Consider the following 12,800-nt stretch of genomic DNA (forward strand, 5'->3'; position numbering starts at 1 on the left):
GGGGCGGGACGGCTTACTGGGTGGCGTCCGGCGGCGGCGTGAGCCGCGTGGCCAGGTTCTCGTAGATGCGGGCCAGGTAGCGGCGCAGCGCGGCGGCTTCCGCATCGCTGAAGCCGTGCAGGGCCGTGCGCTGGAGGTCCTGCAGCATTTCGGGCAACTGGGCTGCGGCGGCGTGGCCTTCTTCGGTCAGTGCGAGGTTGACCACGCGGCGGTCTTCCTGCGAGCGCTCGCGGCGGCACAGGCCCTTGGCTTCCAGCCGGTCCAGCAGCCGCGTCATGCCGCCGGCATCCAGCTGGCAGACGCGCGCCAGGGCTGCGACCGTGCTTTCCTGGCCTGAGGCCAGGAAGATGCGCAGCAGGGGCCGCCATTGCGCGTCGGTCAGCCCCAGGGGCTCCACGCGGCGATCCACCTCGCTGCCCATCAGGTTGACGATGCGGCGCATCTGGTAGCCGATGCTCTGCTCGATCAGCTCGGGGTTGACGTGGGGCTTGGCGTCGCGGGTTGAATGCATGTCGCGACATTAATTGACTGGTCAAATAATGTCAAGTCTTTGATTGCGATGCGGTCTGATCGGCCTGTGTGTGTCCGGGTAGCGGGGAAGACTTTTCCTCTCGCCGGCTGCGGGAGGGAATCGGTAAAGATCAGCCTGCCTGGCGACTGCTCAGGCAGAAACGGGCGAACCGCTCCAGCAGCCCGCAGGCTTCGGGTGTCGCGCGGACATGGCCGCGCAAGGCTTCCGGATCGCGGCCGGCCTGCCGCACATCGGCCGACAGCGCATCGATGTAGCCGCGCATCGCGTCCGGCACGAATTCGGGATGGAATTGCACCCCCCACGCGCACTGGCCGACCCGGAAGGCCTGGTGCGGTTCGAAGGCATTGCCCGCGAGCCGCACCGCGCCGGCTGGCAGCCGCCTCACCGATTGCCGGTGCACCACCTGGGCGCCGAAAGCGCCGGGCAGCCCGGCGAAAAGCGCGTCGCCGCCCGCGGCGTCGGGCGCCGTGTGGACCTCCACGGTGCCGATTTCCCACCCACCGGGATGGTCCGCCACCTCGCCACCCAGCGCGTGCGCGAGCAATTGGTGCCCATAGCAGATGCCCAGCACGGGCGTCTGCGCCGCCACGGCGCGGGCCAGCCAGCCGCCCAGCGTTTCGCTCCAGGGCGCCTGGTCCGTGACCATCGCATGTGACCCGGTCACCACCACGCCGGAGACGGCATCGGGGTCGGGCATGCTTTCGCCCTGCTCCGCATCGACGGTGAGCACGGGCGCTGCGGTGCAGGCCAGCCCGGCCTGGACCCAGTCCTCGAAGTCGCCCAAACGCTCCCGCAGCGCCGGGAAGGTGCCGCCGGTCCTGGCGATCAGGATGGGTCGTGGTGTCGGCGAGGGCATGCGGGCGGTACGGTCAATGCTGGCCGGTGCGGGCGAGATAGCGCTTGCGCCAGAACAGCGCCACCAGGGCGATGGCGATCACCGTCATCGTGGCCATGGCCCACCAGAAGCCGTCCTGCTTGTGGACCAGCGGAATGAACTCGAAGTTCATGCCGAAGATGCCGGCGATCAGGTTGAGCGGCAGGAACACGGCGGTGAGGGCGGTGAGCGTGCGCATGATGTCGTTCGTGCGGTTGCTCTGGACGCTGAAATGCATCTGCACCGCCGTTTCGGTGCTCTGCTCCAGCCGGCGCACGTGGTGCACCACCCGTTCGATGTGCTCCAGCACGTCGCGGCTGCGCACCTTGAGCAGTTCCAGTTCGCGCAGTGCGGCGATGTTCTCGGGCAGGGCCCAGGTCTCGAGCGTGTCCACCCAGTCCTGCACGGCGGCCCGCTGGTCCTCGCAGATCTCGTCGAGCTGATGCAGGGTCAGCCGAGCATCCAGCAGCGCGCTCCAGTTGGCGAATCGCCCGCGCGGCTTGAGCAGTTCGGCCTGCCAGTGGTCCAACTGGCGAGAAAGCTCGCGGCGCAGGTCCAGGTAGTTGTCCACGATCAGGTTCACCACGCGCAGCATCAGGTCCGCCGGGCTGGTCGGCAGGCGCGATCCCGGGGCGGGGCCGGTGCGCATGTCCCGGGCCTGCGTCTCCGAGGTCGCGCCGTCCTCCGCGGCGGGCGCGGGCTGTGTCGCCGTGAGCAGGCGGGCGGCGAAGGCGTCGCGCACGGTGCAATCGCCCGGGTGCACCGACAGCAGCACCTGGTCGAAGACCGCGAACCCCACGGGGCTGGTGTCGATGCGGCGCAGCACGGGAGGCCCGGCACGCCGGGGTGGCGCGAGCCCCGTCAGGCTGGGCACTTCCGTCGTGTCGCACTGGGTGGCGCTCAGCCGCCGGAACACCATGACGTCGTACTGGGACGTGTAATCGTAGTGCGACGGCAACTGGGCATTCAGCAGGTCGGACACGTGCAGATCGACGAGTTGCAGGCCCGCCAGGGACTGCAGCGCCGCCTGCAGCGCCGGCAGCCGCTCGCCGAAGACGGCGCGCGTGCAGGCGATCCACACGAAGCCCTGGGCGGGCACGCGCTGCGGGATGGCATCCAGCTCTTTCGCTCCCTGCGGGCCGATGTGGAATACGCGGATCGCGCCGGAGGCGTCCAGCGTCACGGGGCGTGCCCCCGGCATCCGGAATGGGGTGCCATGGTGCTCCTACCGGGAAAGCAGGCGCGCGGCGTCGCGGGCGAAATACGTCAGGATGCCGTCCGCCCCGGCGCGCTTGAAGGCGAGCAGGGATTCCATCATCACGGCATCGTGGTCGAGCCAGCCGTTGGCCGCGGCGGCCTTCAGCATGGCGTATTCGCCGCTCACCTGGTAGGCGAAGGTCGGCACGCGGAACTCGTCCTTCACCCGGCGCACGACGTCCAGGTAGGGCATGCCGGGCTTGACCATGACCATGTCCGCGCCCTCGGCGATGTCCAGGGCCACCTCGCGCAGCGCCTCGTCGGTGTTGCCCGGGTCCATCTGATAGACGTTCTTGTCGGCCTTGCCGAGCGCCCCGCGCGTGCCCACGGCGTCGCGGAACGGGCCGTAGAAGGCGCTCGCGTATTTCGCGCTGTAGGCCATGATGCGGGTGTGGATGTGGCCCTGGGCCTCCAGCGCCTCGCGGATGGCGCCGATGCGGCCGTCCATCATGTCGCTGGGCGCCACGATGTCCACTCCCGCCTCGGCATGCGTGAGCACCTGGCCGACGAGGATTTCCACCGTCTCGTCGTTCATGATGTAGCCGGTCTCGTCCAGCACGCCGTCCTGTCCATGGCTGGTATAGGGGTCGAGCGCCACGTCGGTGAGCACGCCGAGATCGGGAAACTCCTTCTTGAGGGCCCGCACTACCCGGGGGATCAGCCCCTCAGGGTTGAGTGCTTCCTTGCCATCCGGCGTTTTCAGCGACGGCTCGATGGACGGAAACAGTGCCAGCACCGGGATGCCCAGGCGAACGCAGTCTTCCGCCACGGGCAACAGCAGGTCCAGGCTCAGACGGTCCACGCCGGGCATCGACGCAATGGCCTGGCGGTGATTGGTGCCTTCGTGCACGAACACCGGGTAGATGAAGTCGTGCGTGGACAGCCGGTGCTCGCGCACCAGGTTGCGGGTGAACGCGTCGCGCCGCAGCCGGCGCGGGCGGTGCTGGGGAAAGGGCGGGGGGCTGGAGAGATGCATCCCGAAATTGTGCTCCCGTTTCGGGAGGGCGTGCCACCGGATGGGCGCCCGGCGGCACGTACACTGCGGCCCATGCTCTGGGTCAAAGCCTTCCATATCGTCTTCGTGGCCAGCTGGTTCGCGGGCCTGTTCTACCTGCCCCGCATCTTCGTGAACCTCGCCATGGTGCCGCCGGACTCCTCCGCCGAGCGCGAGCGCCTGCTGCTCATGGCGCGCAAACTGCTGCGCTTCACCACCATGCTGGCCGTGCCCGCGCTGGCCCTGGGCCTGTGGCTCTACCTGGGGTATGGCATCGGCCGCGGACCGGGCAACGGCTGGATGCACGCCAAGCTCACCGTGGTGGTGCTGGCCGTGGGCTACCACCATGCCTGCGGCGTGTTGCTGCGCAAGTTCGCCGCGGGGCGCAACAGCCACGGGCACCGCTGGTACCGCTGGTTCAACGAGGTGCCGGTGCTCCTGCTGGTCGCGGCGGTGGTGCTGGTGGTCGTCAAGCCGTTCTGAACCGGGCGCGCGCCGCCGTGCACAAGACCTCCGCCTGGCCGCTCGCGCTGACCTACATCGCGCTCATCGTCTTCGCGAGCCTGTTTCCCTTCGAGGGCTGGCGCGAGCAGGGCATCTCCCCGCTGGTATTCCTCACGGCCCGGGTTCCGCCGCCGTACTGGACCTGGTTCGACGTCAACATCAATGTCGCGGGCTACGCGCCGCTGGGCTTCCTGCTGGCACTGGCGCTGCTGCGCACGGGCTGGCCCCGGGCGGCCGTGGTGGTGGCCGTGCTGTCCGGCGGCATGCTTTCCATGCTCATGGAATTGCTGCAGATCTACCTGCCGCGGCGGGTGCCGTCCAACATGGACCTGCTGCTCAACACGGCCGGCACCCTGCTGGGGGCGCTCGTGGCCGCCTTGCTGGAGCGGCTGGGGGCCATCGCCCGCTGGAGCCGGTTTCGCGCGCGCTGGTTCGTGCAGGATGCGAGCGGTGCCCTGGTGCTGATCGCGCTCTGGCCTGCCGCTCTGCTGTTCCCCGCGGCCGTGCCGTTCGGGCTCGGCCAGATGTGGGAGCGCCTGGAAGCCGCGCTGGCCGAAACGCTGGCCGACACCCCCTTCCTCGAATGGCTGCCGGTGCGCGACACCCCGCTGGAGCCCCTGATGCCCGGGGCGGAACTGCTCGCGGTGCTGCTCGGGCTGCTCGTTCCCTGCCTGCTGGGCTACTGCGTGATCCGGAACGTCGGGCGCCGGGTGGCCTATGCCTGCGGCATGGTCGCCGCCGGGGTGGCGGTGACCGCGCTGTCCGCCGCGCTCAGCTACGGCCCGGCCCACGCCTGGGAGTGGCTGGGCCTGCCCACGCGCGTGGGCATCGTCGCGGGCCTCGTGGCGGCGCTGCTGCTCGTGACCCTGCCGCGCCGCGCCGCCGGGGTGCTGCTGCTGCTCGTGCTGGTCTGGCACCTGAACCTGCTCAACCAGGCGCCGACCAGCGCCTACTTCGCAGAAACCCTCCTGGCCTGGGAGCAAGGGCGCTTCATCCGCTTCTATGGCCTGGGCCAGTGGCTCGGCTGGCTCTGGCCCTACGCGACGCTGGTGTACGTGGTGCTGCAGGTCGCCAGCCGCCCGGCGCCAGAGGCGCGCGCGGCCCCCGCCTCCTAGAATCCGGGCATGACCGAAGACACTTCCCCGTCCCGCGGCTACTACGCCCGCCACATTTTCTTCTGCCTCAACGACCGCATCAACGGTGAGGACAGCTGTGCCCACCACGGCGCGAAGGAGGCGTTCGACCACTGCAAGGCGCGCGTCAAGGCCGAAAAGCTCGCCGGTCCCGGCCAGGTGCGCGTGAACAAGGCGGGCTGCCTGGACCGCTGCGCGGGCGGGCCCGTCGCGGTCGTCTATCCCGAGGGCACCTGGTACACCTACGTGGACACCAGTGATATCGACGAGATTGTCGAATCCCACCTCAAGAACGGCCAGGTGGTCGAGCGCCTGCTCACCCCGCCGGAACTCGGACGCTGATCCGGGCTCAGACCCCGGCCTTCCCGCATTCCGGGCCGCGGGCCGCCTTTTTTCGGGGCGGCACGGGGCCATTTCATACTGCAGACAAGTGAACGCCCAGACTGAACGCCTGACTTTCTCCGGCACGGCCGGCGCCATCGAGGCGCTGCGCGACCCTGCCGCCGCGGCCGGGGGCGGCGCCCCGCGCGGCGTGGCCGTGATCGCCCATCCCCATCCGCTCTTCGGCGGCACCATGGACAACAAGGTCGTGCAGACGCTCGCCCGGGCCTTCGTCGCCTGTGGGTGGACGGCCGTGCGCTTCAATTTCCGGGGCGTCGGCGGCAGCGCCGGCTCCCACGACGAAGGACGCGGAGAGCTGGACGACTTGCTCGCGGTCATCGACCAGGCCGCGCCCGCCGGTGCGATCGCGCTGGCGGGGTTCTCCTTCGGCGCCTTCGTGACCAGCCACGCCCTGGAGCGGCTCTGGGGCGCGCGTGACATCGAGCGCGCCGTGCTCGTGGGGACGGCCGCCAGCCGCTTCACCGTGGCACCCGTGCCGGCCGAAGCCCATGGCCGCACGCTGGTCGTCCATGGCGAGCAGGACGACACCGTGCCCCTGGCCTCCGTGATGGACTGGGCGCGCCCGCAGACACTCCCTGTGACAGTCGTGCCCGGCGGCGGGCATTTCTTTCACGGACAATTGCCGCTGCTCAAGAGCCTGGTCATGCGGCACCTGACTTCCCAGGCCTGAGGGCGGGCCACCGGCTGCCTGCCCCCACCCACCCTTCCGCTTTTCCTGCTTTCCTCTCTCCCGCTTCCTTTCTTCCCGGACCGTTCCGAATGCATGCCTCCATGAAGTCCTTCCTGCCCCTGCTGCGCTCCTTCGCCATGGCCGCCGCCCTCGCGCCTGCTGCGCTCTGGGCGCAGGTGCAGGCCCCCCAGCCGCCCGAGATCGCCGCGCGCAACTACCTGCTGCTGGACGTGACCTCCGGGCAGGTGCTGGCCGCCAAGGACATCGATGCGCCCGTGGAGCAGGCGTCCCTGACCAAGCTCATGACCGGCTACCTGGTGTTCGATGCGCTGAGTTCCAGGAAGATCACCCTGGAGCAGAAGCTGCCGGTGAGCGTCCTGGCGTGGAAGATGCCGGGCTCGCGCATGTTCATCGACCCCAAGATGCAGGTGCCGGTGGATGACCTCCTGAAGGGCATGATCGTGCAGTCGGGCAACGATGCCTCCATGGCCCTGGCCGAGGGCGTGGGTGGCTCGGCCGAGAACTTCGTCAAGCTCATGAACGACCAGGCCAAGGCCCTGGGCATGAAGAACACGGCCTACAAGAACCCCGAAGGCCTCACGGAGCCCGGCCACACGACCACGGCACGCGACCTGAGCATCCTCGCGACGCGGCTCATGAAGGACTTCCCGGAGTACATGCACTATTACTCCACCAAGCACTATGCCTATCCGGGCACGCCGCCTTCCAACGGCACCAACCGCAATTCGCTGCTGTTCCGCGACCCGACGGTGGACGGCCTCAAGACCGGGCACACCGCAGCGGCCGGCTACTGCCTCGTGGCCACGTCCAAGCGTGACTTTCCCAATGTCGGCCAGCGCCGCCTGCTGTCCATCGTGCTGGGCACCGCGAGCGAGAACGCGCGTGCCAACGAGAGCCAGAAGCTGCTGAACTGGGGCTACACCGCCTACGACGCCGTCAAGCTGTTCGACGGCGGCCAGCCGGCTGCCACCCCGGCGCTCTGGAAGGGCACGCAGAACACCATCAAGATCGGGCGCCCCGATCCCATCGTCGTCACGGTGCCGTCGGGCTCCGCCGGCAAGATTTCCACCCAGATCGTCCGCCAGGACCCGCTGGTCGCCCCCCTGACCAAGGGGCAGTCCATCGGCACGCTCAAGGTCTCGCTGGGCGACCAGCAGATTGCCGAGGTGCCCCTGGTGGCGCTCGAAACCGTAGATCAGGCGGGCATCTTCGGGCGTGCCTGGGATGCCATCCGGCTCTGGATCAAGTGATGCGCGCTGCGCGTGGCAGGAGGCTGGCGGTGCCGGTCCTTGCCTCGCCAGGGGCAAACTGATACATTAGAAGGCTTTTCGGAATTTCCGAAGGGAATCACGTCTTCGCTCGATTCGAATCCGCCGGGCGAAGTTTTCACGTTTAGGGACGATTCATGCCAACCATCAACCAGCTCGTGCGTCAGGGGCGCGAGGTCGAAACGACCAAGTCCAAGAGCCCCGCGATGCAAAACTCTCCCCAGCGCCGTGGAGTGTGCACCCGTGTGTACACCACGACGCCCAAGAAGCCGAACTCCGCTCTGCGGAAGGTCGCCAAGGTGCGCCTGACCAACGGCTTCGAGGTCATCTCCTACATCGGCGGCGAAGGCCACAACCTGCAGGAACACAGCGTGGTGCTGGTCCGCGGCGGCCGTGTGAAGGATCTGCCCGGTGTGCGTTACCACATCGTGCGTGGCTCGCTTGACCTGCAAGGCGTCAAGGACCGCAAGCAGGCCCGTTCCAAGTACGGTGCCAAGAAGCCCAAGGCCAAGTAAGCCCTGCGTTTCGAAGAATTTTCGGTGCTGTTCCCGCGTGGCGCGGTGAAGCAGCGTAGTGGCCCCGAACGCAGGTGTTCTGCGTGGGTCGAGTAAGTGGGAGTCCTGAATGGCTCTCGCGGTGCCTGGGAAGGCGCCAACTGAAGCAAAGATAGAGGTGAGAAATGCCACGTCGTCGCGAAGTCCCCAAACGTGAAATCCTGCCGGACCCGAAGTTCGGCAATGTCGAGCTGTCCAAATTCATGAACGTGATCATGGAAGGCGGCAAGAAGGCAGTTGCAGAGCGCATCATCTATGGCGCCCTGGAACTCATCCAGAAGAAGCACCCCGACAAGGATCCCCTGGAAGCGTTCACCGTTGCCATCAACAACGTGAAGCCCATGGTGGAAGTGAAGTCCCGCCGCGTCGGTGGTGCCAACTACCAGGTGCCGGTCGAAGTGCGCCCCGTGCGCCGCCTGGCCCTGTCGATGCGCTGGCTCAAGGAAGCCGCCCGCAAGCGCGGCGAGAAGTCCATGGCCCAGCGCCTGGCCAACGAGCTGCTGGAAGCCACGGAAGGCCGTGGCGGCGCGATGAAGCGCCGTGACGAAGTGCACCGCATGGCAGAAGCCAACAAGGCGTTCAGCCACTTCCGCTTCTAAGCCCATCCCTTCATCTCGAAGGCCTGGAGCCCGATCCGCCCTACCGGCGGGCGGGCTCTTTGGCTGTTAACGAAAGACCATCATGGCACGCAAGACTCCCATCGAGCGCTACCGCAATATCGGTATCTCGGCCCACATCGACGCTGGCAAGACCACGACGACTGAACGTATCCTGTTCTACACGGGTGTGAACCACAAGATCGGCGAAGTGCACGACGGCGCTGCGACCATGGACTGGATGGAGCAGGAGCAGGAGCGCGGCATCACGATCACGTCCGCCGCCACGACCTGCTTCTGGAAGGGCATGGACATGTCCTATCCCGAGCACCGCTTCAACATCATCGACACCCCCGGCCACGTGGACTTCACCATCGAGGTGGAGCGTTCCATGCGCGTGCTGGACGGTGCCTGCATGGTCTATTGCGCCGTGGGTGGCGTGCAGCCCCAGTCGGAAACCGTGTGGCGCCAGGCCAACAAGTACAAGGTGCCCCGCCTCGCGTTCGTCAACAAGATGGACCGTACCGGCGCCAACTTCTTCAAGGTCTATGACCAGATGCGCCTGCGCCTGAAGGCCAACCCCGTGCCCGTGGTGATCCCGATCGGCGCCGAGGAAAACTTCACCGGCGTGGTCGATCTGCTCAAGATGAAGGCCATCATCTGGGACGAAGCGTCCCAGGGCATGAAGTTCAACTACGAAGACATCCCGGCCGACCTGGTGGAATCCGCCAAGGAATGGCGCGAGAAGATGGTCGAGGCCGCTGCCGAAGCGTCCGAAGAGCTGATGAACAAGTACCTGGAAGAGGGCGACCTCTCCGAGGACGAGATCAAGCTCGGCCTGCGCACGCGCACGATCGCCACCGAGATCCAGCCCATGCTGTGCGGTACGGCATTCAAGAACAAGGGTGTGCAGCGCATGCTGGACGCCGTGATCGACTACCTGCCGTCGCCCGTGGACATTCCTCCCGTGGCCGGCACGGACGAAGACGAAGCCGAGACCACCCGCAAGGCGGACGACAACGAGAAGTTCTCGGCCCTCGCATTCAAGCTGATGACCGACCCGTTCGTGGGCCAGCTGACCTTCGTGCGCGTGTATTCTGGTGTGCTCTCCAAGGGCGACAGCGTCTACAACCCCGTCAAGGGCAAGAAGGAGCGCATCGGCCGTATCGTGCAGATGCACGCGAACGAACGCCTGGAAGTGGAAGAAATCCGCGCCGGCGACATCGCTGCCTGCGTGGGCCTGAAGGATGTGACCACGGGTGAAACGCTGTGCGATCCCGAAGCCATCGTGACGCTGGAGCGCATGGTGTTCCCCGAGCCCGTGATCGCGCAGGCCGTGGAGCCCAAGACCAAGACCGACCAGGAGAAGATGGGCATCGCCCTGCAGCGCCTGGCCGCCGAGGATCCGTCCTTCCGCGTGAAGACCGACGAGGAATCCGGCCAGACCATCATCTCGGGCATGGGCGAGCTCCACCTCGAAATCATCGTGGACCGCATGAAGCGCGAGTTCGGCGTGGAAGCCAACGTGGGCAAGCCCCAGGTGGCCTACCGTGAAACCATCCGCAAGACGGTGGAAGAGGCCGAAGGCAAGTTCGTGCGCCAGTCCGGCGGCAAGGGCCAGTACGGCCACGTCGTGCTCAAGATCGAGCCGAACGAAGCCGGCAAGGGCATCGAGTTCGTGGACGCCATCAAGGGCGGTGTGGTTCCTCGTGAATTCATCCCGGCCGTGGAAAAGGGTATCAACGAAGCCGTGACCCAGGGCGTGCTGGCCGGCTATCCGGTGGTGGACGTGAAGGTCACGCTGCACTTCGGTTCGTACCACGACGTGGACTCGAACGAACTGGCGTTCAAGATGGCTGCCATCTTCGGCTTCAAGGAAGGTTGCAAGAAGGCCGGTCCGGTCATCCTGGAACCCATGATGGCCGTGGAAGTGGAGACGCCTGAAGACTACGCCGGTACCGTGATGGGCGACCTCTCGTCCCGCCGCGGCATGGTGCAGGGCATGGACGACATGGTCGGCGGCGGCAAGGCCATCAAGGCCGAAGTGCCCCTGTCGGAAATGTTCGGCTACTCGACCGCGCTGCGCTCCGCGACGCAAGGCCGTGCCACGTACACGATGGAGTTCAAGCACTACAGCGAAGCTCCTCGCAACGTGTCCGAAGCCATCATGGCCGCCCGCGCTAAATAAATCCCACCCCTGTGTCGCCTGCGGCGCCTCCCCCTCGAGGGGGCGCACGCAGCGGCCCGGCGAAGCCGGTCCCGCGCGTGCTGCTGGCTTGGCCTGCTCCGCGGCCTTTTGACCAGGACGGTCGGGGTGGCATTGGGAAATCTTTTTGTCTGCGATCGCATGCCCTTCGTTGCCCGTGGCGAAGGATTCGGCAATGCGGTGCAGACGTAAAACCAACACACGGGCATTGCTCTTTATTCTGGAGTTGAGAAATGGCAAAAGGTAAGTTCGAACGTACCAAGCCCCACGTGAACGTGGGCACGATCGGCCACGTGGACCATGGCAAGACGACGCTGACGGCAGCGATCGCCACGGTGCTGTCCGCCAAGTTCGGCGGCGAAGCCAAGAAGTACGACGAAATCGACGCAGCGCCCGAAGAAAAGGCCCGCGGCATCACCATCAACACTGCACACGTGGAATACGAGACGGCCAACCGCCACTACGCCCACGTGGACTGCCCCGGCCACGCCGACTACGTCAAGAACATGATCACCGGTGCCGCCCAGATGGACGGCGCCATCCTGGTGTGCTCGGCCGCCGACGGCCCGATGCCCCAGACGCGCGAGCACATCCTGCTGGCCCGCCAGGTGGGCGTGCCCTACATCATCGTGTTCCTGAACAAGTGCGACATGGTGGATGACGAAGAGCTGCTCGAGCTCGTCGAAATGGAAGTGCGCGAACTCCTCGACAAGTACGACTTCCCCGGCGACGACACCCCCATCGTGCGCGGCTCGGCCAAGCTGGCCCTCGAAGGCGACAAGGGCCCCCTGGGCGAGCAAGCCATCGACAAGCTGGCTGAAGCCCTGGACACCTACATCCCGACGCCCGAGCGCGCCGTGGACGGTGCCTTCCTGATGCCCGTGGAAGACGTGTTCTCCATCTCCGGTCGCGGTACCGTGGTGACGGGTCGTGTCGAGCGCGGCATCATCAAGGTCGGCGAAGAAATCGAAATCGTGGGTATCCGCGACACGCAGAAGACCACCTGCACGGGCGTGGAAATGTTCCGCAAGCTGCTGGACCAGGGCCAGGCCGGCGACAACGTGGGCCTGCTGCTGCGCGGCACGAAGCGTGAAGACGTCGAGCGCGGCCAGGTGCTGTGCAAGCCCGGCTCCATCAAGCCGCACACCCACTTCACGGCTGAGGTGTACGTGCTGTCGAAGGACGAAGGCGGCCGCCACACGCCCTTCTTCAACAACTACCGCCCGCAGTTCTACTTCCGCACGACCGATGTGACCGGCGCCATCGAGCTGCCGGCCGACAAGGAAATGGTCATGCCCGGCGACAACGTGTCGATCACCGTCAAGCTGATCAACCCCATCGCCATGGAAGAAGGCCTGCGCTTCGCCATCCGCGAAGGCGGCCGTACGGTCGGCGCCGGCGTCGTGGCCAAGATCATTGCTTAAATTTTGAGCAATAAGGAATCTGCCATGTCCAAGCAAAAGATCCGTATCCGCCTGAAGGCTTTCGATTACAAGCTGATCGACCAGTCCGCCGCCGAGATCGTTGACACCGCCAAGCGCACCGGCGCCATCGTCAAGGGCCCCGTGCCCCTGCCGACGCGCATGAAGCGTTTCGACATCCTGCGTTCGCCCCACGTCAACAAGACGTCGCGCGACCAGTTCGAAATCCGCACGCACCAGCGCCTGATGGATATCGTCGATCCCACCGACAAGACCGTGGACGCGCTGATGAAGCTCGACCTGCCGGCTGGCGTGGACGTCGAGATCAAGCTGCAGTAATCCCTACTGCTGCCATTCGCGCGGCGCGC

Annotated in this window: 14 protein-coding genes; 10 read left to right on the forward strand and 4 right to left on the reverse strand. The window is 66.6% G+C overall.

Annotated features, from left to right (window positions below):
• Positions 1 to 13: 13 nt before the first annotated feature.
• The 4 genes from ACAV_RS01900 to hemB all read right to left on the reverse strand — a co-directional run bounded on the left by ACAV_RS01900 (position 14) and on the right by hemB (position 3,639).
• Positions 14 to 511 carry a MarR family winged helix-turn-helix transcriptional regulator gene (locus ACAV_RS01900; protein WP_013592900.1) on the reverse strand — a complete coding sequence of 166 codons (498 nt, stop codon included), beginning with the start codon at positions 509 to 511 and terminating at the stop codon, positions 14 to 16.
• A gap of 130 nt (positions 512 to 641) precedes the next feature.
• A complete protein-coding gene (locus ACAV_RS01905) occupies positions 642 to 1,388 on the reverse strand; it encodes a glutamine amidotransferase (protein WP_013592901.1) in 747 nt (248 codons plus the stop codon).
• A 13-nt stretch (positions 1,389 to 1,401) separates the two neighbouring features.
• Positions 1,402 to 2,607: a magnesium transporter CorA family protein gene (locus tag ACAV_RS01910; protein ID WP_013592902.1), complete on the reverse strand. Its 1,206-nt coding sequence runs from the start codon at positions 2,605 to 2,607 to the stop codon at positions 1,402 to 1,404.
• 24 nt (positions 2,608 to 2,631) lie between these two features.
• Positions 2,632 to 3,639, reverse strand: a complete 1,008-nt coding sequence (gene hemB / locus ACAV_RS01915; protein ID WP_013592903.1) for a porphobilinogen synthase — start codon at positions 3,637 to 3,639, stop codon at positions 2,632 to 2,634.
• Between the two features lie 72 nt (positions 3,640 to 3,711).
• On the opposite strand from hemB, the gene ACAV_RS01920 reads away from it, so the two are divergent.
• The 10 genes from ACAV_RS01920 (at position 3,712) to rpsJ (ending at position 12,771) form a co-directional block, all read left to right on the forward strand.
• Positions 3,712 to 4,140, forward strand: a complete 429-nt coding sequence (locus ACAV_RS01920) for a CopD family protein (RefSeq protein ID WP_013592904.1) — start codon at positions 3,712 to 3,714, stop codon at positions 4,138 to 4,140.
• A gap of 17 nt (positions 4,141 to 4,157) precedes the next feature.
• Complete coding sequence (locus ACAV_RS01925) at positions 4,158 to 5,276, forward strand: VanZ family protein (RefSeq protein ID WP_013592905.1); 1,119 nt, start codon at positions 4,158 to 4,160, stop codon at positions 5,274 to 5,276.
• A gap of 9 nt (positions 5,277 to 5,285) precedes the next feature.
• Positions 5,286 to 5,636 carry a (2Fe-2S) ferredoxin domain-containing protein gene (locus tag ACAV_RS01930; RefSeq protein WP_013592906.1) on the forward strand — a complete coding sequence of 117 codons (351 nt, stop codon included), beginning with the start codon at positions 5,286 to 5,288 and terminating at the stop codon, positions 5,634 to 5,636.
• Between the two features lie 88 nt (positions 5,637 to 5,724).
• Complete coding sequence (locus ACAV_RS01935) at positions 5,725 to 6,366, forward strand: alpha/beta hydrolase (protein ID WP_013592907.1); 642 nt, start codon at positions 5,725 to 5,727, stop codon at positions 6,364 to 6,366.
• Between the two features lie 101 nt (positions 6,367 to 6,467).
• The gene (locus tag ACAV_RS01940; protein WP_041828920.1) at positions 6,468 to 7,637 is read left to right on the forward strand and encodes a D-alanyl-D-alanine carboxypeptidase family protein; all 1,170 of its coding nucleotides are present in this window, start codon (positions 6,468 to 6,470) and stop codon (positions 7,635 to 7,637) included.
• 155 nt (positions 7,638 to 7,792) lie between these two features.
• The gene (gene rpsL / locus ACAV_RS01945) at positions 7,793 to 8,170 is read left to right on the forward strand and encodes a 30S ribosomal protein S12 (RefSeq protein ID WP_011793518.1); all 378 of its coding nucleotides are present in this window, start codon (positions 7,793 to 7,795) and stop codon (positions 8,168 to 8,170) included.
• 164 nt (positions 8,171 to 8,334) lie between these two features.
• Positions 8,335 to 8,808, forward strand: a complete 474-nt coding sequence (rpsG, locus tag ACAV_RS01950) for a 30S ribosomal protein S7 (RefSeq protein ID WP_011793519.1) — start codon at positions 8,335 to 8,337, stop codon at positions 8,806 to 8,808.
• A gap of 82 nt (positions 8,809 to 8,890) precedes the next feature.
• Positions 8,891 to 10,993 (forward strand): elongation factor G, encoded by a 2,103-nt coding sequence (fusA, locus tag ACAV_RS01955; RefSeq protein ID WP_013592909.1) that lies wholly within the window; start codon positions 8,891 to 8,893, stop codon positions 10,991 to 10,993.
• Positions 10,994 to 11,244: 251 nt separating this feature from the next.
• Positions 11,245 to 12,435 carry an elongation factor Tu gene (gene tuf, locus ACAV_RS01960; protein WP_011793521.1) on the forward strand — a complete coding sequence of 397 codons (1,191 nt, stop codon included), beginning with the start codon at positions 11,245 to 11,247 and terminating at the stop codon, positions 12,433 to 12,435.
• 24 nt (positions 12,436 to 12,459) lie between these two features.
• Positions 12,460 to 12,771, forward strand: a complete 312-nt coding sequence (rpsJ, locus tag ACAV_RS01965) for a 30S ribosomal protein S10 (protein ID WP_003059431.1) — start codon at positions 12,460 to 12,462, stop codon at positions 12,769 to 12,771.
• Positions 12,772 to 12,800 lie beyond the last annotated feature (29 nt).

This window comes from Paracidovorax avenae ATCC 19860 (genome assembly GCF_000176855.2).
GTDB lineage: Bacteria > Pseudomonadota > Gammaproteobacteria > Burkholderiales > Burkholderiaceae_C > Paracidovorax > Paracidovorax avenae.